This is a genomic window from Cupriavidus gilardii (assembly GCF_013347325.1).
Lineage (GTDB): Bacteria > Pseudomonadota > Gammaproteobacteria > Burkholderiales > Burkholderiaceae > Cupriavidus > Cupriavidus gilardii.
Map to the genome: position 1 here is coordinate 852,010 of NZ_CP054626.1, position 22,856 is coordinate 874,865.

The 22,856-nt window shown below is 67.2% G+C and carries 21 protein-coding genes; 19 read left to right on the forward strand and 2 right to left on the reverse strand.

The window, feature by feature from the left end:
- The first annotated feature begins 140 nt into the window (after nucleotides 1-140).
- The 10 genes from rpsA to cysM all read left to right on the forward strand — a co-directional run bounded on the left by rpsA (nucleotide 141) and on the right by cysM (nucleotide 11,003).
- The gene (rpsA, locus tag FOB47_RS14055; protein WP_006576291.1) at nucleotides 141-1,835 is read left to right on the forward strand and encodes a 30S ribosomal protein S1; all 1,695 of its coding nucleotides are present in this window, start codon (nucleotides 141-143) and stop codon (nucleotides 1,833-1,835) included.
- A gap of 39 nt (nucleotides 1,836-1,874) precedes the next feature.
- A complete protein-coding gene (locus FOB47_RS14060; RefSeq protein ID WP_174781356.1) occupies nucleotides 1,875-2,372 on the forward strand; it encodes an integration host factor subunit beta in 498 nt (165 codons plus the stop codon).
- A gap of 337 nt (nucleotides 2,373-2,709) precedes the next feature.
- Nucleotides 2,710-3,033, forward strand: coding sequence for a LapA family protein (locus FOB47_RS14065; RefSeq protein WP_006576293.1), 324 nt, complete (start codon nucleotides 2,710-2,712; stop codon nucleotides 3,031-3,033).
- Between the two features lie 3 nt (nucleotides 3,034-3,036).
- Nucleotides 3,037-4,284 (forward strand): lipopolysaccharide assembly protein LapB, encoded by a 1,248-nt coding sequence (lapB, locus tag FOB47_RS14070; RefSeq protein WP_053821313.1) that lies wholly within the window; start codon nucleotides 3,037-3,039, stop codon nucleotides 4,282-4,284.
- Nucleotides 4,285-4,328: 44 nt separating this feature from the next.
- On the forward strand, nucleotides 4,329-5,702 hold the full coding sequence (locus tag FOB47_RS14075; RefSeq protein ID WP_174781357.1) for a UDP-glucose dehydrogenase family protein: 1,374 nt from the start codon (nucleotides 4,329-4,331) through the stop codon (nucleotides 5,700-5,702).
- Between the two features lie 51 nt (nucleotides 5,703-5,753).
- A complete protein-coding gene (gene rfaE1, locus FOB47_RS14080) occupies nucleotides 5,754-6,704 on the forward strand; it encodes a D-glycero-beta-D-manno-heptose-7-phosphate kinase (protein ID WP_082371610.1) in 951 nt (316 codons plus the stop codon).
- Between the two features lie 26 nt (nucleotides 6,705-6,730).
- Nucleotides 6,731-7,726 carry an ADP-glyceromanno-heptose 6-epimerase gene (gene rfaD, locus FOB47_RS14085; protein WP_174781358.1) on the forward strand — a complete coding sequence of 332 codons (996 nt, stop codon included), beginning with the start codon at nucleotides 6,731-6,733 and terminating at the stop codon, nucleotides 7,724-7,726.
- Nucleotides 7,727-7,957: 231 nt separating this feature from the next.
- Nucleotides 7,958-8,344 carry a ComEA family DNA-binding protein gene (locus FOB47_RS14090; protein WP_174781359.1) on the forward strand — a complete coding sequence of 129 codons (387 nt, stop codon included), beginning with the start codon at nucleotides 7,958-7,960 and terminating at the stop codon, nucleotides 8,342-8,344.
- Nucleotides 8,345-8,690: 346 nt separating this feature from the next.
- The gene (locus FOB47_RS14095) at nucleotides 8,691-9,989 is read left to right on the forward strand and encodes a solute carrier family 23 protein (RefSeq protein WP_053821318.1); all 1,299 of its coding nucleotides are present in this window, start codon (nucleotides 8,691-8,693) and stop codon (nucleotides 9,987-9,989) included.
- Between the two features lie 111 nt (nucleotides 9,990-10,100).
- Nucleotides 10,101-11,003: a cysteine synthase CysM gene (cysM, locus tag FOB47_RS14100; protein ID WP_053821319.1), complete on the forward strand. Its 903-nt coding sequence runs from the start codon at nucleotides 10,101-10,103 to the stop codon at nucleotides 11,001-11,003.
- Between the two features lie 66 nt (nucleotides 11,004-11,069).
- Here the strand turns inward: cysM and mltB are convergent, their stop codons facing one another.
- Entirely contained in the window at nucleotides 11,070-12,182 is a 1,113-nt protein-coding gene (mltB, locus tag FOB47_RS14105; RefSeq protein WP_174781360.1) for a lytic murein transglycosylase B, read from the reverse strand.
- A gap of 202 nt (nucleotides 12,183-12,384) precedes the next feature.
- Between mltB and FOB47_RS14110 the strand changes: the two genes are divergently transcribed.
- The 8 genes from FOB47_RS14110 (at nucleotide 12,385) to FOB47_RS14145 (ending at nucleotide 20,825) form a co-directional block, all read left to right on the forward strand.
- Nucleotides 12,385-13,308: a histone deacetylase family protein gene (locus FOB47_RS14110; RefSeq protein ID WP_053821321.1), complete on the forward strand. Its 924-nt coding sequence runs from the start codon at nucleotides 12,385-12,387 to the stop codon at nucleotides 13,306-13,308.
- A 57-nt stretch (nucleotides 13,309-13,365) separates the two neighbouring features.
- On the forward strand, nucleotides 13,366-14,172 hold the full coding sequence (locus tag FOB47_RS14115) for an enoyl-CoA hydratase (RefSeq protein ID WP_174781361.1): 807 nt from the start codon (nucleotides 13,366-13,368) through the stop codon (nucleotides 14,170-14,172).
- Between the two features lie 177 nt (nucleotides 14,173-14,349).
- On the forward strand, nucleotides 14,350-15,384 hold the full coding sequence (locus FOB47_RS14120; RefSeq protein ID WP_053821323.1) for a methionine ABC transporter ATP-binding protein: 1,035 nt from the start codon (nucleotides 14,350-14,352) through the stop codon (nucleotides 15,382-15,384).
- A complete protein-coding gene (locus tag FOB47_RS14125; protein ID WP_053821324.1) occupies nucleotides 15,374-16,027 on the forward strand; it encodes a methionine ABC transporter permease in 654 nt (217 codons plus the stop codon). Before FOB47_RS14120 ends, FOB47_RS14125 begins: the two co-directional genes overlap by 11 nt.
- Before the next feature lie 95 nt (nucleotides 16,028-16,122).
- Nucleotides 16,123-16,920 (forward strand): MetQ/NlpA family ABC transporter substrate-binding protein, encoded by a 798-nt coding sequence (locus FOB47_RS14130; protein WP_053821325.1) that lies wholly within the window; start codon nucleotides 16,123-16,125, stop codon nucleotides 16,918-16,920.
- 235 nt (nucleotides 16,921-17,155) lie between these two features.
- Nucleotides 17,156-17,905, forward strand: coding sequence for an electron transfer flavoprotein subunit beta/FixA family protein (locus tag FOB47_RS14135; RefSeq protein WP_053821326.1), 750 nt, complete (start codon nucleotides 17,156-17,158; stop codon nucleotides 17,903-17,905).
- 20 nt (nucleotides 17,906-17,925) lie between these two features.
- Nucleotides 17,926-18,861: an electron transfer flavoprotein subunit alpha/FixB family protein gene (locus tag FOB47_RS14140; protein ID WP_053821327.1), complete on the forward strand. Its 936-nt coding sequence runs from the start codon at nucleotides 17,926-17,928 to the stop codon at nucleotides 18,859-18,861.
- 179 nt (nucleotides 18,862-19,040) lie between these two features.
- Nucleotides 19,041-20,825, forward strand: coding sequence for an acyl-CoA dehydrogenase (locus tag FOB47_RS14145; protein WP_174781362.1), 1,785 nt, complete (start codon nucleotides 19,041-19,043; stop codon nucleotides 20,823-20,825).
- Nucleotides 20,826-20,894: 69 nt separating this feature from the next.
- On the opposite strand, the gene FOB47_RS14150 is transcribed toward FOB47_RS14145, so the two are convergent.
- Nucleotides 20,895-22,187 (reverse strand): D-amino acid dehydrogenase, encoded by a 1,293-nt coding sequence (locus FOB47_RS14150; RefSeq protein WP_174781363.1) that lies wholly within the window; start codon nucleotides 22,185-22,187, stop codon nucleotides 20,895-20,897.
- 108 nt (nucleotides 22,188-22,295) lie between these two features.
- Between FOB47_RS14150 and FOB47_RS14155 the strand changes: the two genes are divergently transcribed.
- Nucleotides 22,296-22,799: an Lrp/AsnC ligand binding domain-containing protein gene (locus tag FOB47_RS14155; RefSeq protein WP_053821330.1), complete on the forward strand. Its 504-nt coding sequence runs from the start codon at nucleotides 22,296-22,298 to the stop codon at nucleotides 22,797-22,799.
- The last annotated feature ends 57 nt before the right edge of the window (nucleotides 22,800-22,856 follow it).

Genomic DNA, 22,856 nt, shown 5'->3' on the forward strand with positions numbered 1-22,856 from the left:
GCCGGCCGCAGCGAACGCGACAACGATCGCGCCGCAAGCGGAGCGCGCCGCCGGCATGGTTCAACCTGACCCCGCTGCCCTGGCAGACTGAGCGCGATCGTCGCGCCGGCCACGGTATTGCGGATTGCTAACTTACGTTTATGTCCGACCTGCAAAACAACGAATCCTTTGCCGCACTGTTCGAGGAATCGATCGCCCGCTCCAATATGAAGGCTGGCGAAGTGATTTCCGCCGAAGTGGTGCGGATCGACCACAACTTCGTGGTCGTCAACGCCGGCCTGAAGTCTGAAGCCTTCGTGCCGGTGGAGGAGTTCCTGAACGACCAGGGCGAACTCGAAGTGCAGGCCGGCGACTACGTTTCCGTGGCCATCGACGCGCTCGAGAACGGCTATGGCGACACCATCCTGTCCCGCGACAAGGCCAAGCGCCTGGCATCGTGGCTGAACCTCGAGAAGGCGCTGGAAGACGGCGAAATCATCTCGGGTACCGTGACCGGCAAGGTCAAGGGCGGCCTGACCGTGATGGTCAACGGCATCCGCGCATTCCTGCCGGGTTCGCTGGTCGATGTGCGTCCGATCAAGGACACCACGCCGTACGAAGGCAAGACCCTGGAATTCAAGGTCATCAAGCTGGATCGCAAGCGCAACAACGTGGTGCTGTCGCGCCGCGCCGTGGTCGAAGCGACCCTGGGCGAAGAGCGCCAGAAGCTGATGGAAACCCTGAAGGAAGGCGCCATCGTCAACGGCATCGTCAAGAACATCACCGACTACGGTGCGTTCGTCGACCTGGGCGGCATCGACGGTCTGCTGCACATCACCGACCTGGCATGGCGCCGCGTTCGCCATCCGAGCGAAGTGCTGTCGGTTGGCCAGGAAATCACCGCCAAGATCCTCAAGTTCGACCAGGAAAAGAACCGCGTCTCGCTGGGCGTCAAGCAGCTGGGCGAAGATCCGTGGGTCGGCATCTCGCGCCGCTACCCGCAAGGCACCCGCCTGTTCGGCAAGGTCACCAACCTGACCGACTACGGCGCGTTCGTCGAGATCGAAGCCGGCATCGAAGGCCTGGTTCACGTGTCGGAAATGGACTGGACCAACAAGAACGTGGCCCCGTCCAAGGTTGTCCAGCTGGGCGACGAAGTCGAAGTCATGGTGCTGGATATCGACGAAGACAAGCGTCGTATCAGCCTGGGCATGAAGCAGTGCAAGGCCAATCCGTGGGACGACTTCAGCCGCAACCACAAGAAGGGCGACAAGCTGACCGGCCAGATCAAGTCGATCACCGACTTCGGCGTGTTCATCGGTCTGCCGGGCGGCATCGACGGCCTGGTGCACCTGTCGGACCTGTCCTGGCAAGAGTCGGGCGAAGAGGCCGTGCGCAAGTACAAGAAGGGCGACGAAGTCGAGGCCGTGGTGCTGGGCATCGATGTGGACAAGGAACGCATTTCGCTGGGCATCAAGCAGCTGTCGGGCGATCCGTTCAACAACTTCATCTCGGCCAATGACAAGGGCTCGATCGTCACCGCGACGATCAAGACCGTCGATCCGAAGGGTGCCGTGGTCCAGCTGGCCGACGACGTCGAAGGCTATCTGCGCGCCTCGGAAATCTCGGCCGACCGTGTCGAGGACGCCCGCAACGTGCTGAAGGAAGGCGAGCAGGTGACCGCGGTGATCGTCAACATCGATCGCAAGTCGCGCAACATCAACGTGTCGATCAAGGCCAAGGATTCGGCGGAGCAGCAAGAAGCCCTGCAGAAGTTCCAGGCCGACACCGGCACGGCTGGCACGACCAACCTGGGCGCGCTGCTGAAGGCCAAGCTGGGCCAGGATAACCAGTAATCGCGTCCATCGCGACCGTCCAACTCACGCGCGGATGCCATGACCAAGTCCGAGCTCGTCGAAAAGCTGGCTGCCCGCTTTCCGCAGTTGCTGCTGCGGGACGCGGACATCTCGGTCAAAACGATCCTGGACGCGATGTCCGATGCGCTGGCCGATGGCCATCGCATCGAGATCCGCGGGTTCGGCAGCTTCGGCCTGAATCGCAGGCCGCCGCGCGTGGGGCGCAATCCCAAGTCCGGTGAACGGGTGCTGGTGCCCGAGAAGCGGGTGCCTCACTTCAAGGCGGGCAAGGAGTTGCGCGAGCGGGTCGACCGCAACCCGGCGGCCGGCAATGGCGGCGGCAACGGCGATCACGGCGTCAACGGCAACGGCCGCAATGGTGTCGATGGCACCGCGCTGGGCCTGCATGGCAACGGCGGCGGCGCCGCCGCCAACGGGCATGTCCCGCTCGGCGGTGAACGCGGCTCGCTGACGCATGGCACCGCGATGCCTGGCGTCCAGCAGGAAGGCTCCGGCCTGAATCTGGCGCAGTCCTGAATCCCGGCCGCTTCGGCGACGAAGCCGGCTACGGAATCGAAAAGGCGCTCCGCAAGGAGCGCTTTTTTTATGCCTGGCGCATCCGCACGCGTGGAACCGCGGCGCGGGCGAGGGTGTCTGAGTGACCTCTCCGTATCCCCATAGGACTTGCCAATTTGCCTGCGGCGCCAGCCCCGATCGCGCCGTGTGCGCCAATCGATTCCGCTACAATGCCGGGGAGCCGCCGCCCGCGGCCGGCCTGCCGTTCGAGATACCCGGCAACCGGCACCCGCATGGCGTGTCCTCGTCCTTTCGCCCCTTTTTGCCGCCACGCCGCCGCAGACACTTCGTCAATCGCATGAAACTTGTCGCCTGGATTATCCGTATCGTCCTGTTCGCGCTGCTGTTCGTGCTCGCCCTGCGCAATACCGCCGATGTGTCGCTGCAGCTGTTCTTCGACGCGGTGTGGCGCGCGCCGCTGATCCTGATCCTGCTGGCCGCCTTCGTGCTCGGCGCGCTGGCGGCGTTGATCTCGGTGGCGCCGGGCCTGATGCGGCAGCGGCTCGAGATCGCCCGGCTGCGCCGTGCGGTCGGCAACGCGCGCACGCCGGCCGAGGACGGAGCCGGCGCGTCTTCTTCCAAGGCCGTGGCGCCTTACAACGTAATCGGCCCGAAAGTCTAAGCAATGAATTTTGAAACCTGGTGGCTGCTCGCCCTTCCGCTCGTATTCGGGCTCGGCTGGATGGCGGCCCGCCTCGACCTGCGGCAGGCGATCAGCGAGCAGGGCGCCTTGCCGCGCTCGTATTTCAAGGGCCTGAACTTCCTGCTCAACGAGCAGCCCGACAAGGCGATCGACGCCTTCATCGAGGTCGCGCGGCTCGACCCGGAAACCACCGAGCTGCACTTCGCGCTCGGGGCGCTGTTCCGCCGCCGCGGCGAGACCGAACGCGCGATCCGCGTGCACCAGAATCTGGCCACGCGCCCCGATCTGCCCGACACCGAGCGCGAGCATGCGCTGTACGAGCTGGGCCAGGACTATCTGCGCGCCGGCCTGCTTGACCGCGCCGAGGACGCGCTGCGTGCGCTGATGTCCGGCCCGTATGCCGCATCGGCCAAGCGCGTGCTGCTGGAGCTGTACGAGGTCGAGAAGGAATGGCGCAAGGCGATCGACGCCGCGCGCGAGCTGCAGAGCGCGACCCAGCAGGACTACAGCGTGCAGATTGCGCAGTTCTGCTGCGAACTGGCGCAGGACGCGCTGCAGCGCAAGCAGCCCGACGAGGCGGTCGGCTGGCTCGAGCAGGCGCTGCGCGAGAACCCGAAGAACGTGCGCGCGCCGATCCTGCTCGGCGATGTCGCGATGGCGTCGGGCGATCTCGGTGCGGCGCTGGGCCACTGGCTCGGCATCGAACGCCAGGATGCCAGCTATCTGCCGCTGGTCGCCGATCGCGTGGTCAAGGCATATCGCGAACTGGGCGAGCAGGGCAAGGCGCTCGAATGGCTGCGCGGCCTGCTGAAGACGGGCCTCGCGGCCGAGCTGCTCGACACCGCCTATCGCACCGAACTGGAACTCGAAGGTCCCGCCGCCGCGGCCGCGCTGATGCGCGACCAGCTGCGCCGGCAGCCGTCGCTGCAGGCGCTGACGCGCTATTTCGATGCGCGCGCCGCGCTGGCCGCGCCGGCGCCGGCGACGGCCGATGTCGCCGAAGGCAATGGCGCGCCTGCCGCGGATGGAACCGCCGCCGATGCGACGCCGGCCGACGCGACCGCACAGGAAGACGCCGCCATTCGCGACCTGCTGCAGCTGCGCACCCGCAATCTGGCGCGCTACACCTGCCGCGAGTGCGGCTTCCGCGCGCGCCTGTTCTACTGGCAGTGCCCCGGCTGCAACCGCTGGGAATCCTACGCGCCGCGGCGCACCGAAGCGCTCGGCTGAGCCTGCGTCCAGCCTGATCCGCCCCGTCTCACGGAGTCGTCCTCATGAAAGTCACCATCATCGGCAGCGGTTATGTCGGCCTGGTCACCGGCGCCTGCCTGGCCGAGCTCGGCAACGATGTGTTCTGCCTCGACGTCGATGAAGAGAAGATCGCGCTGCTCAACGATGGCGGCGTGCCGATCTACGAGCCCGGCCTGAAGGACCTGATCCAGCGCAACCGCGAAGCGGGACGGCTGGTGTTCTCCACCGACGTCGCCGCGGCGGTCGACCACGCCGACGTGCAATTCATCGCGGTCGGCACGCCGCCGGACGAGGACGGCTCGGCCGATCTGCAGTATGTGCTGGCGGCCGCGCGCAATATCGGCCGGCACATGACCGGCTTCAAGATCGTGGTCGACAAGTCGACCGTGCCGGTCGGGACCGGCGACCGCGTCGCCGCCGTGATCCGCGAGGAGCTCGCCGCGCGCGGGCTCGAGGACCTGCAGTTCTCGGTGGTCTCCAATCCCGAATTCCTGAAGGAAGGCGCCGCGGTCGAGGACTTCATGCGGCCCGACCGCATCGTGCTCGGCTGCAACAACGACGCGGCCGGCCGCCATGCCAAGGCGATCATGCGGGCGCTGTACGCGCCATTCAACCGCAATCACGAGCGCACCTTCTATATGGACGTGCGCTCGGCCGAGTTCACCAAGTACGCGGCCAACTCGATGCTGGCGACGCGGATCTCGTTCATGAACGAACTGGCCAACCTGGCCGACGAGGTCGGCGCCGATATCGAGCTGGTGCGCCTGGGAATCGGTTCCGATCCGCGGATCGGCTACAGTTTCCTCTATGCCGGCGCAGGCTACGGCGGTTCGTGCTTTCCGAAGGACGTGCAGGCGCTGATGCGCACGGCCGCCGCGAGCGGCAAGGCGATGCGGGTGCTGGAGGCCGTCGAGGCGGTCAACGAGGCGCAGAAGCGCGTGCTCGGCGACAAGGTCGTGCGGCGCTTCGGCGAGGACCTGAGCGGGCGCACCTTCGCGATCTGGGGCCTGGCGTTCAAGCCCAATACCGACGACATGCGCGAGGCGCCGTCGCGCGTGCTGGCGCGCGAGCTGGTCTCGCGCGGCGCGTCGCTGCGGGTGCACGATCCGGTCGCGATGCAGGAGGCGCGGCGCGCGCTGGCGCAGGACCTGGCCGGCATCGAAGGCGGCTTCGAGCGCGTGACGTTCTGCGATGCGCAGATGGAGACGCTGGACGGCGCCGACGCGCTGGCGATCGTCACCGAATGGAAGGTGTTCCGCAGCCCGGACTTCGCGCAGATCCGGCGCCGCCTGAAGACGCCGGTCGTGTTCGACGGGCGCAATCTGTATGAGCCGGCCGCGATGCAGGAGGCCGGTATCGAGTATCACGCGATCGGCCGGCCCGCGGCGGCGGCCTGACGCAACATGCCGGTGCGGCCGCCGGGCGGCGCGCCGGCCAAAAGGAAGCTGATGAACAGGAACCCGATCTCTCGCGAACAGATCCGGCAATCGCGCATCCTGGTGGTGGGCGACATGATGCTGGACCGCTACTGGTTCGGCGATGTCGAACGGATCTCGCCCGAGGCCCCGGTCCCGGTGGTCCAGGTCAAGCGCAGCGAGGAGCGCCTGGGTGGCGCCGCCAACGTGGCGCGCAACGCCGCCGCGCTGGGCGCGACGGTCGGCATGCTGGGGGTGGTGGGCGACGACGAACCCGGCAGCATGCTGGAGAACCTGCTGACCGCCGAGCACGTGCAGCCGTTTCTCTACCGCGACCGCAGCGTCAATACGACGATCAAGCTGCGCGTGGTCGCGCACCAGCAGCAGCTGCTGCGCGTCGACTTCGAGAACCCGCCGGCGCACGAGGTGCTGCTGTCGGTGCAGGACCGTTTCCAGGCGCTGATCGGCGACTACCAGGTGCTGGTGCTGTCCGACTACGGCAAGGGCGGACTGACCCATGTCGCGCGCATGGTCGAGGGCGGCCGCGCCGCCGGCAAGATGGTGCTGGTCGACCCGAAAGGCGACGACTATTCGCGCTATCGCGGCGCCACGCTGATCACGCCGAACCGCGCCGAGATGCGCCATGTGGTCGGCGCCTGGAAGACCGAGGCCGACCTGACCATCCGCGCGCAGAACCTGCGCCGCGCGCTGCGGCTCGAAGCGCTGCTGCTGACGCGCTCCGAGGAAGGCATGACGCTGTACACCGAGGCCGAAGTGCTGCACGTCTCCGCGCAGGCGCGCGAGGTCTACGACGTGTCCGGCGCCGGCGACACCGTGATCGCGACGCTGGCCACCATGCTCGGCGCCGGCATTCCGCTGAAGGAAGCGGTGCAGCATGCCAACCGCGCCGGCGGCATCGTGGTCGGCAAGCTGGGCACGGCCGTGGTCAGCTACCCCGAACTGTTCGGCGCGGCGCAAGGCTGACGCCCCTTATCACTGCTGGATTCACCATGACCATCATCGTCACCGGCGCCGCCGGTTTCGTCGGCAGCAACCTCGTCAAGGGGCTGAACGAGCGCGGCGAGAACAACGTCATCGCGGTCGACAACCTGACCCGCGCCGACAAGTTCCACAACCTGGTCGATTGCGAGATCGCCGACTACCTGGACAAGACCGACTTCCTGGACCGCTTTGCGCGCGGCGAATTCGGCAAGGTCCGCGCGATCTTTCATGAAGGCGCCTGTTCGGACACGATGGAGACCGACGGCCGCTACATGATGGAGAACAACTACCGCTACACCAAGGCGCTGATGCAAGCGTGCCTGGAGCAGGGCGTGCAGTTTCTCTATGCGTCGTCGGCGGCGACCTACGGCGCCTCGCAGACCTTCAAGGAAGACCGCGAATACGAGAAGCCGCTGAACGTCTACGGCTACTCGAAGTTCCTGTTCGACCAGCTGGTGCGGCGCACGCTGCCGAACGCCCACTCGCAGATCGTCGGGTTCCGCTACTTCAACGTCTATGGTCCGCGCGAGGCGCACAAGGGCCGCATGGCTTCGGTGGCCTTCCACAACTTCAACCAGTTCCGCGCGGACGGCACCGTCAAGCTGTTCGGCGAATACGGCGGCTATGGCCCCGGCGGCCACAGCCGCGACTTCGTCTCGGTCGAGGACGTGGTCAAGGTCAACCTGTTCTTCCTGGACCATCCCGAGAAGTCTGGCATCTTCAATCTCGGCACCGGGCGCGCGCAGCCGTTCAACGACATCGCCACCACCGTGGTCAACACGCTGCGCGGCGCGGAAGGCAAGCCGCCGCTGACGCTGGAGGAGATGGAGCAGGAAGGGCTGATCGAATACATCAAGTTCCCCGATGCGCTGCGCGGCAAGTACCAGTGCTTCACGCAGTCCGACGTCTCGCGCCTGCGCGGCGCCGGCTATACCGCGCCGTTCTATACGGTCGAGGAAGGCGTGGCGCGTTATTGCCGCTGGCTGCTCGAGCGCGGGGGCTGAAGCCGGCGGCCGCCCGACTCTGTGACGGGCGGCGGCCGCTTCCCCGCTGTCGTTTCCCCGCAAACCGGCGCCGCGCTTTCCGCTCGAATCGCGTCAACTTTTGTTGCACGGCGCGCCGCCTGTCTCCCTGGCTCTTATTCTCGGCCTACCCCGTCGCGACGGCGGGGCGGCATGCCCGTCCGGGCATCGCCAACGAAGCCGAACTCCGGTCACCGGAGAAGGAGCCTGTTCATGATCAAGCAAACCTTGCTGGCGCTGGCATGCTGCCTGGGCATGTCGATGGCGCCGGCCGGCAGCGTGCTGGCCGCTGTCGACGTCAACAGTGCCGACGAGGCGGCGCTGACCACGGTCAAGGGAATCGGACCGGCGATGGCGCGCCGCATCGTCGAGGAGCGCGGCAAGCAGGGCGCGTTCAAGGACGCCAACGATCTGGTCGAGCGGGTCAAGGGCCTGGGGCCGAAGTCGGTGGTGCGTCTGCAGGGCGAGGGATTGAACATCGGCAAGGGTGGGGCGCTTCCCGCAGCAAAGGGCGGCAAGCAGCCCGCTGCCGCACCGAGCGCGGCGGTAGTCCCGCCGGCCGGCAAGGGTTCCGGCAAGACCAGCAAGGCCGCGCACTGAGCGGCCTGGCGGCCGCCGTCGGCCGATGCCGCCATCCTGGGCTGGTATGGCTCGTGCTAACGCCTGAGCGGCACGGCAATGTCGCGGCGCCGCCAATCGGATCCCGCGGCGCTTCGCAGGCCCTGGGCCAGGGAGTATGATGCGGGCGCTGCGGCAGGGCGCCTCGTTCGTCTCTCGATGGAGAGCGAAGGGGGCTGGCGGCGCGCGATGCGCGGACCGGGAGCCACCGGGGAACGCATGCCGCGCCGCCGCGGCAAGCGCTGCCGGCCACAACACATCACCAACACATCACCAGAAACGGCCGGGCGCGGCGCGCCAGCGGCCACCTCAGAACGGGAGCTCAACGATGGCGAATGGCGACGAGGCGGGATTCCTGCCGCGCTGGACACTGAAGACCGAAGGCGTGATCGCGCCCGATGAACGGCTGCCCGCGGGGCAGACCGTGCTGGCCGGCATCCAGCACGTGGTGGCGATGTTCGGCTCGACCGCGATCGCGCCGATCCTGATGGGCTTCAACCCCAATATCGCGATCCTGTTCTCGGGCATCGGCACGCTGATCTTCTTCCTGTGCGTGCGCGGCCGCGTGCCGAGCTACCTCGGTTCCAGCTTTGCCTTCATCGCCGTCGTGATCGCGGCCACCGGCTATGCCGGCAGCGGCCCGAATCCGAATATTCCGTTGGCGCTCGGCGGCATCATCGCCGCCGGCCTGCTTTACACCGTGATCGGCCTGGTGGTGCAGGCCGCCGGCTATGGCTGGGTCGAACGGCTGATGCCGCCGGTGGTGACCGGCGCCATCGTCGCCGCGATCGGGCTGAACCTGGCGCCGGTTGCGGTCAAGGCGGTCAGCGCCGCCGCGCTCGATACCTGGATCGGCCTGCTGACGGTGGTCGCGGTCGGGCTGGTGGCGGTGCGCGCGCCCGGCATGATCGGCCGGCTGCCCGTGCTGATCGGCGGGCTGATCGGCTATCTGGCCTACTGGGTCTGCGCCAATGCGTTCGGCCTGGGCAAGCCGATCGACTTCTCCGGCGTCGCCAGCGCCAGCTGGTTCGGCCTGCCGGCCTTCACCACGCCGGTGTTCGAGCTCAACGCGATGCTGCTGATCGCGCCGGTGGCGATCGTGCTGGTCGCGGAGAACCTGGGCCATATCAAGGCGATCGGCGTGATGACCGGCCGCAATCTGGACCCGTATATCGGCCGCGCCTTTATCGGCGACGGCGTCGCGACGATGCTGTCGGCCGCGGGCGGCGGTACCGGCGTGACGACCTATGCCGAGAACATGGGCGTGATGGCAGTGACGCGCATCTATTCGACGCTGATCTTCGTGGTCGCCGCGCTGGTGGCGATCCTGCTGGGCTTCTCGCCCAAGTTCGGTGCGCTGATCCTGACCATTCCCGGTCCGGTGATCGGCGGCCTGACCATCGTCGTGTTCGGCCTGATCGCGGCCACCGCGGGCCGGATCTGGGTCGAGAACCGCGTCGACTTCTCCGATTCGCGCAATCTGATCACCGTCGGCGCCACGCTGACGGTCGCTGCCGGCGATCTGACGCTGCGCTTCGGCGGCATGACGCTGGGCGGCATCGGGACCGCCACCTTCGGCGCGATCCTGCTGTATCACCTGCTCGGCAAGGGGCGCGCGCGCGCCTGATGAACCGGGGCGGGGCACGCGCAAGCTGCCTCGCCGCGCTTGCCGCCGCGCTGGCGGCAGGGTCATGACGACTGCATTACAATGGGCGCCGACATTTGGACTCGCCCCATCATGGCCTACAAGACGATCGAAGACACCATCGGCAATACGCCGCTGGTGCAACTGCAGCGTATTCCCGGAGCCGCCAACGCCGAGCGCGGCAATGTGATTCTCGGCAAGCTCGAAGGCAACAATCCCGCCGGCTCCGTCAAGGACCGCCCCGCGCTGTCGATGATCGCGCGTGCCGAAGCGCGCGGCCGCATCAAGCCCGGCGACACGCTGATCGAAGCGACGTCGGGCAATACCGGCATCGCGCTGGCGATGGCCGCCGCGATCCGCGGCTACAAGATGGTGCTGATCATGCCCGAGGACCTCAGCATGGAGCGCCGCCAAAGCATGGCGGCCTACGGCGCCGAGATCATCCTGACACCGGTCAAGGGCGGCATGGAATACGCGCGCGATCTGGCCGATTCGATGGAGCGCGACGGCAAGGGCATCATCCTCGACCAGTTCGCCAATCCCGATAATCCGCAGTCCCACTACGAGACCACCGGTCCCGAAATCTGGCGCGACACCGAAGGACGCGTCACGCATTTCGTCTCGGCGATGGGCACCACCGGCACCATTACCGGGGTGTCGCGCTATCTGAAGGAACAGAACCCGGCGATCCAGATCGTCGGCGCGCAACCGGCCGAAGGCTCGCGCATTCCGGGCATCCGCAAATGGCCGGAAGCCTATATGCCGAAGATCTACGATCCGCGCCATATCGACCGCACCGAGCCGGTCAGCCAGGCCGACGCCGAACACATGGCCCGCCGGATGGCGCGCGAGGAAGGCATCTTCTGCGGTATCTCGGCCGCCGGCGCGCTGTGCGTGGCGCTGCGGATTGCCGAGGAGGTCCGCGACGCAACGATCGTGTTTGTCGTCTGCGATCGCGGCGACCGTTATCTGTCGACCGGCGTTTTCCCCGCCTGAACCGAGTCGACCAGGGCCGGCGCCGTCCGCCAGAAGCGGGGCAGGCGCCGGCCCGACCATTGGTCCTTACACCATCGCCGCCTTGACGGCCTCGCCCAGCTGATAGACCGCCAGCGCGTAGAAGAAGCTGCGGTTGTAGCGCGTCAGCACGTAGAAGTTGCGCAGCCCGAGCATGTAGTCGGTGGGCGCATCGGGCGTCGGCAGGTCCACCACCAGCACCCCGGTCTCGCCTTCGCGCGCCACGTCGATCGGCTCGTCCAGCCGCAGCCCGGCGCGCGTCAGCTGATTCAGCGTGCGCGTCGGCCACGGTTCGCCGTCGGCCGCGGCCGCCGCGATGCCGCGGCTGCCTTCGTCCTGCGCCAGGCGCCACACCACCGGCCGGCCGGCCTCCCATCCGTGCAGTTGCAGAAAGCGGCCGACGCTGCCGATCGCGTCGACCGGGCTGTTGCGCAGGTCGATATGGCCGTCGCGGTCGAAGTCGGCCGCGTATTCGCGCAGGCTGGTCGGCATGAACTGCGGAATGCCGATCGCGCCCGCGTACGAGCCGAGCACCGAGAACACGTCGGTGCGGGTATCGCGGCACCACAGCAGGTAGTCCTGCAGCTGCGCGCGGAACATGGCCGAGCGGCTGGCACGGTTGGGCGTATCGGGATAGTCGAAGGCCAGCGTCGACAGCGAGTCGAGCACGCGGAAGTTGCCCATGTCGCGTCCGTAGATCGTCTCGACGCCGATGATGCCGACGATGACCGAGGCCGGCACGCCGAATTCGCTTTCGGCGCGGCGCAGCGTGTCGCGGTGCTGCTGCCAGAAGCGCACGCCCGCATTGATGCGAATCGGTTCGATGAAGCGCGAGCGGTAGGCGCGCCAGCTTTTGCGGCCCGGCGTGGTCGGCGGCATGATCAGCCGCGCCACCGTGGCCGAGTAGACGGCCTGTCCAAACCAGTCGTTCAGGGTCGCGCGCGAGAAGCCGTGCCTGGCGACCATCTCGTCGATGAAGGCGGCCGCCTGCGGGTTGCTGCCGTTGCGATAGCGGCCGGGATCGATCTCTTCTTCCTGAAGGCTGACGCGGCGCTTGCCGGCCGCCAGCAGCGAGGGGGTGGCGCCGCACAGGCCAAGCGCCACGGAGCAGAGCGCGGCGCCCAGCAGCGGACGGCGCAGGTTACGCGTGTGTTCGGTCATGGTGTCCTTTGCAAGTCGGACCGAGTATAGCGGACGCATCCGACGCAAAACATCACGGGACGATACGACCCGGCGGCGAAGGCGGGCCCGCGTTGCCGGGCCATCCGCTGTGCTAACGTACGGGGATGGAGACAGCGGCGCGCCCCGACGGCGTGCCCGCCACGCGCCCAACAACGCCTCGATAAACGCGCTGAAACATCCCATGCCGACCGGCTACTACACGCATCCCGAATTCCTGCTGCACGAGATGGGTCACTTCCATCCCGAGTGCCCGGAACGTCTGACCGCCATCGAAGACCATCTGATCTCGCACGGCATCGACGGCCTGCTGGACCGCCGCGAGGCGCCGGCCGCCAGCCGCGAGCAGATCGAGCGCGTGCACCTGCCCGGCTATGTCGACGGGCTGCACCAGGCCAGTCCCGCCAGCGGCTACCATGCGATCGATCCCGATACCGCGATGAACGCGCATACGCTGGCCGCGGCCACGCATGCGGCGGGTGCCGCGGTGGCCGCGACCGACGCGGTGATCGCCGGCGAACTGGAGAACGCCTTCTGCTGCGTGCGGCCGCCCGGCCACCACGCCGAGCCCGATCGCGCGATGGGCTTCTGCTTCTACAACAACGTCGCGATCGCCGCCCGCCATGCGCTCGACGCCCACGGGCTCGAGCGCGTGGCGATCATCGACTTCGACGTGCATCACGGCAACGGCACCGAGGCCGCCTTCCGCGGCGACGAGCGTGTGCTGATGTGCAGCTTTTTCCAGCATCCGTTCTACCCGTACAGCGGCACCGAGCACGTCGCCAACAACATGGCCAATATTCCGCTGCCGGCCTATACCAACGGCATGGCGGTGCGCGAGGTGGTCGAGACGATCTGGATGCCGCGGCTGCAGGCCTTCCGCCCGCAGATGCTGTTCATCTCGGCGGGCTTCGACGCGCATCGCGAGGACGACCTGGGCCAGATGGGGCTCGTGGAGCAGGACTACGCCTGGATCACGACGGAGCTGATGGCGCTGGCGCGGCAGCACGCGCAGGGGCGCATCGTCAGCTGCCTCGAAGGCGGCTACAACCTCAGCGCGCTGGGCCGCAGCGTGCTGGCGCATCTGAAGGTGCTGCTGGAGAAATAGGCCGCAGCGGGGCCACCGCGGCACGACAACGTCAGATCAGCAAACCAGGAGACCATCATGGCCGAATCGGAACACGCGCAAGCCGCCGGCGCACTGCTGAGGCAAAGCGAAGATGCCCCGGGCGTGCTGCGCCTGACGCTGCAACGTCCCGACGCCTTCAATGCGCTGTCCGAGGCGCTGATCGACGCGGTAACCGAGGCGCTGACCCGCATCGCCGCCGATCCCGCCGTGCGGGTCGTGGTGCTCGCCGGCGCGGGCCGGGCCTTCTGCGCCGGGCACGATCTGCGCGAGATGCGCGCCCAGCCTTCCCACGATTACTACCGCCGGCTGTTCGACCGCTGCACGCGCATGATGCTGGCGATCCAGCGCATGCCGCAGCCGGTGATCGCGCGCGTGCACGGCATTGCCACCGCCGCCGGCTGCCAGCTGGTGGCGATGTGCGACCTCGCGGTCGCGGCCGACGACGCACGCTTTGCGGTCTCGGGCGTCAACCTCGGTCTGTTCTGCTCGACTCCCGGCGTGGCGCTGTCGCGCAACCTGCATCGCAAGCACGCGATGGAGATGCTGCTGACCGGCGAGATGATCGGCGCCCGCGAGGCGCAGGCGCGCGGCCTGGTCAACCGGGTGGTGCCGGCCGCCGAGCTGGACGGCGAGGTGGCGAAGCTGGCCACCAGCATCTGCGCGAAGCCCGCGGCGGCGATCGCCGCGGGCAAGGGCCTGTTCTACCGCCAGCTCGAAATGGGCGTGGAGGCCGCTTACCAGCTGGCCGGGCAGACCATGGCGTGCAACATGATGGACGAGTCGGCGCTGGAGGGCGTGCAGGCGTTCATCGACAAGCGGCCGCCGGCCTGGCGCTCGAGTTGATATACCGGCACTCGGAGTCGGCGCCTTATTCCCTTTTCGTCTAAAGACATCGGCAAAAAGTCGTTTCTGGTAAGAAGCGGATCGCTTAAAATAGCCCGTTAATCCAAAAACGATAAATGCGGCAGCAGCGCTGGAGACCCCGTCCCGGCTGTTGCCGTTTTCTTTTCGCTCTGTCTCATGATCGAACTGCAAGGTCTCTCGCAGCGATTCCCCGGTGCGACCGGGGATGTGCACGCTTTGCGGGATGTCAGCCTGTCCATCGCGGCCGGCGAAGTCTTCGGCATCATCGGCCGCAGCGGCGCCGGCAAGAGTACGCTGGTGCGCGCCATCAATCTGCTGAACCGTCCGACCGCCGGCCGCGTGATCGTCGCCGGGCAGGACCTGACCGCGCTCGACGCGTCGGCGCTGCGGCTGGCGCGCCGCGACATCGGCATGATCTTCCAGCATTTCAACCTGCTGTCCTCGCGCACCGTCTACGACAACGTGGCGCTGCCGCTGGAGCTGGCCGGCAAGAGCCGCGACGAGATCGCCGCGACGGTACTGCCGCTGCTGGACCTGGTCGGCCTGTCGGCGCTGAAGGATCGTTATCCGGCGCAGATCAGCGGCGGGCAGAAGCAGCGCGTCGGCATTGCGCGCGCGCTGGCCAGCAAGCCCAAGGTGCTGCTGTCGGACGAGGCCACTTCGGCGCTCGACCCGGAAACCACGCGCTCCATTCTCGATCTGCTCAAGCAGATCAACCGCGACCTGGGGCTGACCATCGTGATGATCACGCACCAGATGGAGGTCATCAAACAGGTCTGCGATCGCGTCGCGGTGCTCGACGCCGGCTGCGTGGTCGAGCAGGGCCAGGTCATCGACGTCTTCCTGCGGCCGCAGCATGCGGTCACGCGCGCAATGATCGGCGACGTGATCTCGCAGGAGCTGCCGCCGAGCGTGCTCAAGCGCGTCGAGAGCCGGCTCGGCAACGGGCGTGACCACGTCTATCGTCTCGCGTTCACCGGCGAGGGCGTCGACCAGCCGGTGCTGGCGCAGGCGATCCGCCGCTACGGGCTGGACTTCAACATCCTGCACGGGCATATCGACGAGATCCAGGGACAGGCGTTCGGCTCGCTGGCCATCATGGCCACCGGCGAGACCGACAACGTCCGGGCGGCAATGGCATTCCTGCAGCAGCAGGGCGTGGTGGTGGAGGAGTACGAGCATGTGGTCTGAGCTGTTCGACCTGTTTGTGACCTCGCTGGGCGAGACCCTGGTGATGGTCGGCATCTCGGGCGTGATCGGCGCGCTGCTGGGCGTGCCGCTCGGCGTGGTGCTGCATCTGACCGACCGCGGCGGCCCGCTGGCGCACCCGTTGTTCAACCGGCTGATCGGCGTGGTCGTCAACGCCGTGCGCTCGATCCCGTTCATCATCCTGCTGGTGGTGGTGATTCCGTTTACCCGTTTCCTCGCCGGCTCGTCGATCGGTACCGCGGCGGCCGTGGTGCCGCTGACGATCGCCGCGATTCCGTTCATCGCGCGGCTGGTCGAGAGCGCGCTGCGCGAGGTCGACAAGGGCCTGGTCGAGGCGGCGCAATCGATGGGCGCCAGCACCGGCCAGATCGTCTGGAAGGTGCTGCTGCCCGAGGCGATGCCCGGCATCGTCGCCGGCCTGACCATCACCTTCGTCAGCCTGGTCGGCTACTCGGCGATGGCCGGCGCGATCGGCGGCGGGGGCCTGGGCGACCTCGGCATCCGCTATGGCTACCAGCGCTACATCACCGAGGTGATGGTGGCCGTGGTGCTGATCCTGATCGTGCTGGTGCAGGCCGTGCAGAGCTTCGGCGACTGGCTGGTCCGCCGGATCAGCCATCGCTGAGCGCCATGTCGCACCGGCCGGGATCGTTTCGTTTTCCGTTTCATTTTTGCTTTACCCCAGACTCAACCCAGAACGCATCGCAAAGGAAGTCAGACATGCAACGTCGTAGCCTGCTGCAATGGATCATCGGCGCCGCGCTCGGCGCCAGCCTCGCCACCGCCGCGGTGGCGCAGGACAAGCCGATCAAGATCGGCGTGACCGGTGGTCCGCACGCCCAGATCATGGAACAGGTCAAGAAGGTCGCCGCCAAGGATGGTCTCAATATCCAGGTCGTCGAGTTCAGCGACTACATCCAGCCGAACGCCGCGCTGGCTGCGGGCGATCTCGATGCCAACAGCTACCAGCACCTGCCGTACCTCGAAGCCCAGATGAAGGACCGCGGCTACAAGTTCGCCAACGTCGGCTACACCGTCACGTTCCCGATGGGCGTCTACTCGAAGAAGATCAAGTCGCTGGACCAGCTCAAGCAAGGTGCGCGCGTCGGCGTGCCCAACGACCCGACCAACGGCGGCCGCGGCCTGCTGCTGCTGCAGAGCAAGGGCGTGATCAAGCTGCGCGCGGACGCCGGCCTGAAGGCCACGCCGCTGGACATCGTCGCGAATCCGAAGAAGCTGCGCATCGTCGAACTGGACGCCGCGCAACTGCCGCGCTCGCTGGACGACCTGGATGCCGCAGCGATCAACGGCAACTACGCGGAATCGGCCGGCCTGTCGCCGACCAAGGACGCGATCGCGATGGAAGGCCCGAAGGGTCCGTACGCCAACCTGATCGCCGTGCGCGAGGCCGACAAGAACAAGCCTTGGGTCGCCAAGCTGATCAAGGCCTATCACTCGCCGGAGATCAAGCAGTACGTGACCACGACCTTCAAGGATTCGGTGATCACGGCCTGGTAAGCCGCGAGCCGGGCGTCACGGCCGGGTATCGAACAAAACCTCGAATCCGGCCGCTGGCGCTGTGCCGCGATGGGTTTTCTGCGGCACAATACGGGTCACCAGATCGCTTGCCGGGCTATGCCCGGCAATTCTTTGCCTATAAAATAGTACGGTCGTTCGAAAATTCCGGGCGCCGCCGACCCGGTGGTTATAATGGCGAGCGAACCAAATTTCTGACAATCAGTGGAGTGAGCGCATGAAAGTACTCGTCGCAGTCAAGCGCGTGGTTGACTACAACGTCAAGGTCCGTGTGAAGTCCGATGGCTCGGGCGTCGACCTGGCCAACGTGAAGATGAGCATGAACCCGTTCGACGAGATCGCCGTGGAAGAGGCGGTCCGCTTGAAGGAAGCCGGCGTGGCCACCGAGGTCGTGGCGGTCTCCTGCGGCGTGGCGCAATGCCAGGAAACGCTGCGCACCGCGATGGCGATCGGCGCCGACCGCGGCATCCTCGTCGAGAGCAGCGAAGACCTGCAGCCGCTGGCCGTGGCCAAGCTGCTGAAGGCGCTGATCGACAAGGAGCAGCCGCAGCTGGTGATCCTGGGCAAGCAGGCGATCGACGACGACTCCAACCAGACCGGCCAGATGGTGGCCGCGCTGGCCGGCCTGCCGCAGGCGACCTTCGCCTCGAAGGTCGTGATCGCGGATGGCAAGGCCTCGGTGACCCGCGAAGTCGACGGCGGCCTCGAAACGCTGTCGGTCAAGCTGCCGGCGGTGGTGACCACCGACCTGCGCCTGAACGAGCCGCGCTACGTCACGCTGCCGAACATCATGAAGGCCAAGAAGAAGCCGCTGGAAACCGTGAAGCCGGAAGACCTGGGCGTCGACGTGGCGCCGCGTCTGCAGACGCTGAAGGTCGTCGAGCCGCCCAAGCGCAGCGCGGGCGTGATGGTGCCGGACGTCGCGACGCTGGTGCAGAAGCTCAAGAACGAAGCCAAGGTCATCTAAGCGCGCCAGGAGATACGAACATGACTGCACTCGTCATTGCTGAACACGACAATCAATCGATCAAGGGCGCGACCCTGAATACCGTGACCGCCGCGGCCCAGTGCGGCGGCGACGTCCACGTGCTGGTGGCAGGCGCCAACGCCCAGGCCGCCGCCGAGGCCGCCGCGAAGATCGCCGGCGTCACCAAGGTGCTGCTGGCCGACGCGCCGTACTTCGGCGAAGGCCTGGCCGAGAACGTCGCCGAGCAGGTGCTGGCGATCGCCAGCGACTACAGCCACATCCTGGCGCCGGCCACCGCCTACGGCAAGAACGTGCTGCCGCGCGTCGCCGCCAAGCTGGACGTGGCCCAGCTGTCGGACATCACCAAGGTCGACGGCCCGGACACCTTCGAGCGCCCGATCTATGCCGGCAACGCGATCGCCACGGTCAAGTCGTCGGACAAGACCAAGGTGATCACCGTGCGCGGCACCGCCTTCGATCCGGCCGCCGCGGAAGGCGGTTCGGCCTCGGTCGACACCGTGCCCGCCGTGGCCGATGCCGGCATCTCGCAATTCGTGTCGCGTGAAGTGACCAAGAGCGATCGCCCCGAACTGACCGCCGCCAAGATCATCGTGTCGGGCGGCCGTGGCGTGGGCTCGGGCGAGAACTACACCAAGGTGCTGACGCCGCTGGCCGACAAGCTGGGCGCCGCGCTGGGCGCCTCGCGCGCGGCGGTGGACGCCGGCTTCGTGCCGAACGACTACCAGGTCGGCCAGACCGGCAAGATCGTCGCGCCCCAGCTGTATATCGCCGTCGGTATCTCGGGCGCGATCCAGCATCTGGCCGGCATGAAGGACTCCAAGGTGATCGTCGCGATCAACAAGGACGCCGAGGCGCCGATCTTCTCGGTCGCCGACTACGGCCTGGTGGGCGACCTGAACACCGTGGTGCCGGAGCTGGTGGCGGCGCTGGGCTGATCGCAGGCCCTGCCGCGGCGCCGCCCGGTGCCGCGGCAGGACGAAGCCGGCCAGCACAAGAAAAAGGAAAAGCCAAGACAAGCCGTTCCGGGCCCGCCCGCGAGCGGCTTTTTTATACGCTGCATCGAACGATTGCAGTCAGCAGGCTGCAGCGACCCATTGCGATAACGGAGACTTCGATGACCTACCGCGCCCCGCTCAAGGACATGCTGTTCGCGATCAACGAACTGGCCGGGCTGGATGCCATCAGCCAGCTGCCAGGCTTCGAGGAAGCGACGGCCGACACCGCGCAGGCGGTGCTCGAGGAAGCGGCCAAGTTCACCGAGCAGGTGATCGCGCCGCTGAACCGCGCCGGCGACATCGAGCCGAGCAGCTGGAAGGACGGCGCGGTCACCACCACGCCGGGATTTCGCGAGGCGTTCCGCCAGTTCGGCGAGGGCGGCTGGCAGGGCGTGCTGCATCCGCAGGAATTCGGCGGCCAGGGTCTGCCCAAGCTGATCGCCACCGCCTGCAACGAGATGCTGAATTCGGCCAACCTGTCGTTCGCGCTGTGCCCGCTGCTGACCGACGGCGCCATCGAGGCACTGCTGACCGCCGGCAGCGACGCGCAGCGCCAGGTCTTCCTGCCCAAGCTGATCTCGGGCCAGTGGACCGGCACGATGAACCTGACGGAGCCGCAGGCCGGTTCGGACCTGGCGGCGGTGCGCACGCGCGCCGAGCCGCAGGGCGACGGCACCTACAAGCTGTTCGGCACCAAGATCTTCATCACCTACGGCGAGCACGACATGGCCGAGAACATCGTCCATCTCGTGCTCGCGCGGACGCCGAATGCACCGGAAGGCGTCAAGGGCATCTCGCTGTTCATCGTGCCGAAGTTCCTGGTCAACCAGGACGGCTCGCTGGGCGCGCGCAACGACGTGCATTGCGTGTCGATCGAGCACAAGCTGGGCATCAAGGCCAGCCCGACCGCGGTGCTGCAGTTCGGCGACCACGGCGGCGCGATCGGCACGCTGGTCGGAGAGGAGAACCGCGGCCTCGAGTACATGTTCATCATGATGAATGCGGCCCGCTTCTCGGTCGGCATGCAGGGCATCGCGGTGTCCGAGCGCGCCTATCAGCAGGCCGTGGCCTATGCCCGCGAGCGCGTGCAGAGCCGCCCGGTCGACGGTTCGGCCCGGCAGGCGGTCACGATCATCCATCATCCGGACGTCAGGCGCATGCTGATGACGATGCGCGCGCTGACCGAAGGGGCGCGGGCGCTGGCCTACGTCGGCGCGGCGGCCTGCGATACCGCGCACCAGCATCCGGACGAGGCGGTACGCCGCGAACACCAGGCGTTCTACGAATTCCTGGTGCCGGTGATCAAGGGCTGGAGCACCGAGCTGTCGATCGACGTGACCAGCCTGGGTGTGCAGGTCCACGGCGGCATGGGCTTCATCGAGGAGACCGGCGCGGCGCAGCATTATCGCGATGCGCGCATTTTGCCGATCTACGAGGGCACCACCGCGATCCAGGCCAACGATCTGGTCGGCCGCAAGACGGTGCGCGATGGCGGTGCGGTCGCGCGCGGCATCTGCGCGCGAATTGCCGAGACCGAGGCCGCGCTGGCCGCGCACGGCGGCGCGCCGTTCGCCGCGATGCAGGCGCAGTTGGCCAAGGGCCGTGCCGCGCTGGAGCAGGCGATCGACTTCATCGTGGCCAATGGCAAGACCGATCCCAACGCGGCATTTGCCGGCAGCGTGCCGTATCTGAAGCTGTGCGGCATCGTGTTCTCGGGCTGGCAGCTCGGGCGCGCGATGCTGGCCGCCGACGCGCGGCGTGCCGAGGACCCGGCCTTCCACGAGGCCAAGATCGCTACCGCGCATTTCTTCGCCGAGCACGTGCTGTCGCAGGCCGGCGGCATTCGCGATGCGATCGTGGCCGGCGCGCCGGCGGCGCTGGCGCTGAGCGAGGCGCAGTTCTGACGGCGGTGGAGGTGGAGGCAAAAAAAAAAAGACGGCCGGTTGGCCGTCTTTTTTTTGCGCAGTCTTTTCTCAGGCCGTGGCCGGACGCGGTGCCGGCTGCCGGGCCGTCTGCTGCAGATAGCGCGCCACCGACAGATCTTCCGCGCGGATCGCGGGCGAGGCGCCGGACACCAGGTCGGCGAGCAGCTTGCCGGAGCCGCAGGCCATGGTCCAGCCCAGCGTGCCGTGGCCGGTATTGAGCCATAGCCCCTTGACCGGCGTCGGGCCGACGATCGGCGTGCCGTCCGGCGTCATCGGGCGCAGGCCGGTCCAGAACGAGGCGCGCGCCACGTCGCCGGCGCCCGGGAACAGGTCCGTCACCACGTGTTCCAGCGTGCGGCGCTTGGCCGGATCGAGCGAACGGTCATAGCCGACGATCTGCGCCATGCCGCCGACGCGGATGCGGTCGTCGAAGCGGGTGATTGCGACCTTGTAGGTCTCGTCCAGCACCGTCGACACCGGGCTGCGCGCGGCGTCGGTCATCGGCACGGTGATCGAGAACCCCTTCAGCGGATAGACCGGAATGCGCACGAAGTCCTTGATGAACGGCGTCGACCAGCTGCCCAGCGCGACCACCACGGCATCGGCGAAGATCGGCTCGCCGCCGACGATGGCGCCGGTCACCGCGGTGCCCTGGGTCATCAGGCTGTCGATCGACCGGTTGTACAGGAACTGCACGCCCAGGCCCTCGGCCATGGCCGCCAGCCGTTGGGTAAACAGCTGGCAGTCGCCGGTTTCGTCGTTGGGCAGGCGCAGGCCGCCGGTCAGCTTGTGGCTGACCGCGGCCAGCGCCGGTTCGCTCGCGGCGAGATCCTCGCGCGACAGCAATTGATAGGGCACGCCGGCTTCCTCGAGCACGGCAATGTCCCTGGCCGCGCCTTCGAGCTGCTCGTCGGTGCGGAACACCTGCAGCGTGCCTTGCTGCCGGCCCTCGTAGGCGATGCCGGTTTCGGCGCGCAGCGCGCGGATGCAGTCGCGGCTGTACTCGGCCAGCCGCACCATGCGCTCCTTGTTGACCGCGTAGCGGTCGGCGCTGCAGTTCATCAGCATCTGCCACATCCACTGCAGCTGGAACAGCGTGCCGTCGGGCCGGATCGACAGCGGCGCATGCTGCTGGAACATCCATTTGATGGCCTTCAGCGGCACGCCGGGCGCCGCCCACGGCGAGGCATAGCCGGGGGAGATCTGGCCGGCATTGGCAAAGCTGGTGCCGAGCGCCGGCGCCGCTTCGCGATCGATCACGGTGACCTGATGGCCGGCACGGGCCAGATACCAGGCGCTGGTCACGCCGATCACGCCACTGCCAAGAACGAGAACACGCATTGCGATGGACCCCAACCAGGATGTCGGTTTTATGAAGGTATATCCGCTATGGTATTGCAATCAAACCAGTCATAATTACCGAAAATTTCCCTAAAAAAGGAAAAAATCATGAGAACGACCCGCCAGCCGGTACGCGGCCTGGACCGCCTCGACCGCCGCATTCTCGCCGTGCTGCAGGCCGATGGCCGCATCTCGATGAAAGACCTCGCCGAGGCGGTCGGGCTGACCATCACGCCGTGCATCGAGCGGGTCAAGCGGATGGAGCGCGACGGTGTCATCATGGGCTACTACGCCCGCCTGAATCCGGCCCTGCTGGGCAGCGCGCTGCTGGTCTTCGTCGAGATCACGCTGAACAACAAGGCCGGCAACATGTTCGAGCAGTTCCGGCGCGAGGTGCTGCGCATTCCCGAGGTGATGGAGTGTCATCTGGTGTCGGGCGATTTCGACTACCTGATCAAGGCGCGCATCCGCGAGATCGGCGAATATCGCCGGCTGCTCGGCGACATCCTGCTGCAACTACCAGGTGCCGCCCAGTCCAAGAGTTATGTCGTGATGGAAGAGATCAAGGAGACGCTGGCCATCCCCGTCGACGAGAAGAGCCAGCCTGCATGAGATGAAGGACAACGCGCGCAAGGGACGCCACACCGGCTCTCGCGAAGCGGGCCGGAC

Bases quoted from the DNA above. Each gene is read 5' to 3' on its own strand.
- rpsA (WP_006576291.1), top strand. From the start codon at position 141: ATGTCCGACCTGCAAAACAACGAATCCTTTGCCGCACTGTTCGAGGAA.
- FOB47_RS14060 (WP_174781356.1), top strand. From the start codon at position 1,875: ATGACCAAGTCCGAGCTCGTCGAAAAGCTGGCTGCCCGCTTTCCGCAG.
- FOB47_RS14065 (WP_006576293.1), top strand. From the start codon at position 2,710: ATGAAACTTGTCGCCTGGATTATCCGTATCGTCCTGTTCGCGCTGCTG.
- lapB (WP_053821313.1), top strand. From the start codon at position 3,037: ATGAATTTTGAAACCTGGTGGCTGCTCGCCCTTCCGCTCGTATTCGGG.
- FOB47_RS14075 (WP_174781357.1), top strand. From the start codon at position 4,329: ATGAAAGTCACCATCATCGGCAGCGGTTATGTCGGCCTGGTCACCGGC.
- rfaE1 (WP_082371610.1), top strand. From the start codon at position 5,754: ATGAACAGGAACCCGATCTCTCGCGAACAGATCCGGCAATCGCGCATC.
- rfaD (WP_174781358.1), top strand. From the start codon at position 6,731: ATGACCATCATCGTCACCGGCGCCGCCGGTTTCGTCGGCAGCAACCTC.
- FOB47_RS14090 (WP_174781359.1), top strand. From the start codon at position 7,958: ATGATCAAGCAAACCTTGCTGGCGCTGGCATGCTGCCTGGGCATGTCG.
- FOB47_RS14095 (WP_053821318.1), top strand. From the start codon at position 8,691: ATGGCGAATGGCGACGAGGCGGGATTCCTGCCGCGCTGGACACTGAAG.
- cysM (WP_053821319.1), top strand. From the start codon at position 10,101: ATGGCCTACAAGACGATCGAAGACACCATCGGCAATACGCCGCTGGTG.
- mltB (WP_174781360.1), bottom strand. From the start codon at position 12,182: ATGACCGAACACACGCGTAACCTGCGCCGTCCGCTGCTGGGCGCCGCG.
- FOB47_RS14110 (WP_053821321.1), top strand. From the start codon at position 12,385: ATGCCGACCGGCTACTACACGCATCCCGAATTCCTGCTGCACGAGATG.
- FOB47_RS14115 (WP_174781361.1), top strand. From the start codon at position 13,366: ATGGCCGAATCGGAACACGCGCAAGCCGCCGGCGCACTGCTGAGGCAA.
- FOB47_RS14120 (WP_053821323.1), top strand. From the start codon at position 14,350: ATGATCGAACTGCAAGGTCTCTCGCAGCGATTCCCCGGTGCGACCGGG.
- FOB47_RS14125 (WP_053821324.1), top strand. From the start codon at position 15,374: ATGTGGTCTGAGCTGTTCGACCTGTTTGTGACCTCGCTGGGCGAGACC.
- FOB47_RS14130 (WP_053821325.1), top strand. From the start codon at position 16,123: ATGCAACGTCGTAGCCTGCTGCAATGGATCATCGGCGCCGCGCTCGGC.
- FOB47_RS14135 (WP_053821326.1), top strand. From the start codon at position 17,156: ATGAAAGTACTCGTCGCAGTCAAGCGCGTGGTTGACTACAACGTCAAG.
- FOB47_RS14140 (WP_053821327.1), top strand. From the start codon at position 17,926: ATGACTGCACTCGTCATTGCTGAACACGACAATCAATCGATCAAGGGC.
- FOB47_RS14145 (WP_174781362.1), top strand. From the start codon at position 19,041: ATGACCTACCGCGCCCCGCTCAAGGACATGCTGTTCGCGATCAACGAA.
- FOB47_RS14150 (WP_174781363.1), bottom strand. From the start codon at position 22,187: ATGCGTGTTCTCGTTCTTGGCAGTGGCGTGATCGGCGTGACCAGCGCC.
- FOB47_RS14155 (WP_053821330.1), top strand. From the start codon at position 22,296: ATGAGAACGACCCGCCAGCCGGTACGCGGCCTGGACCGCCTCGACCGC.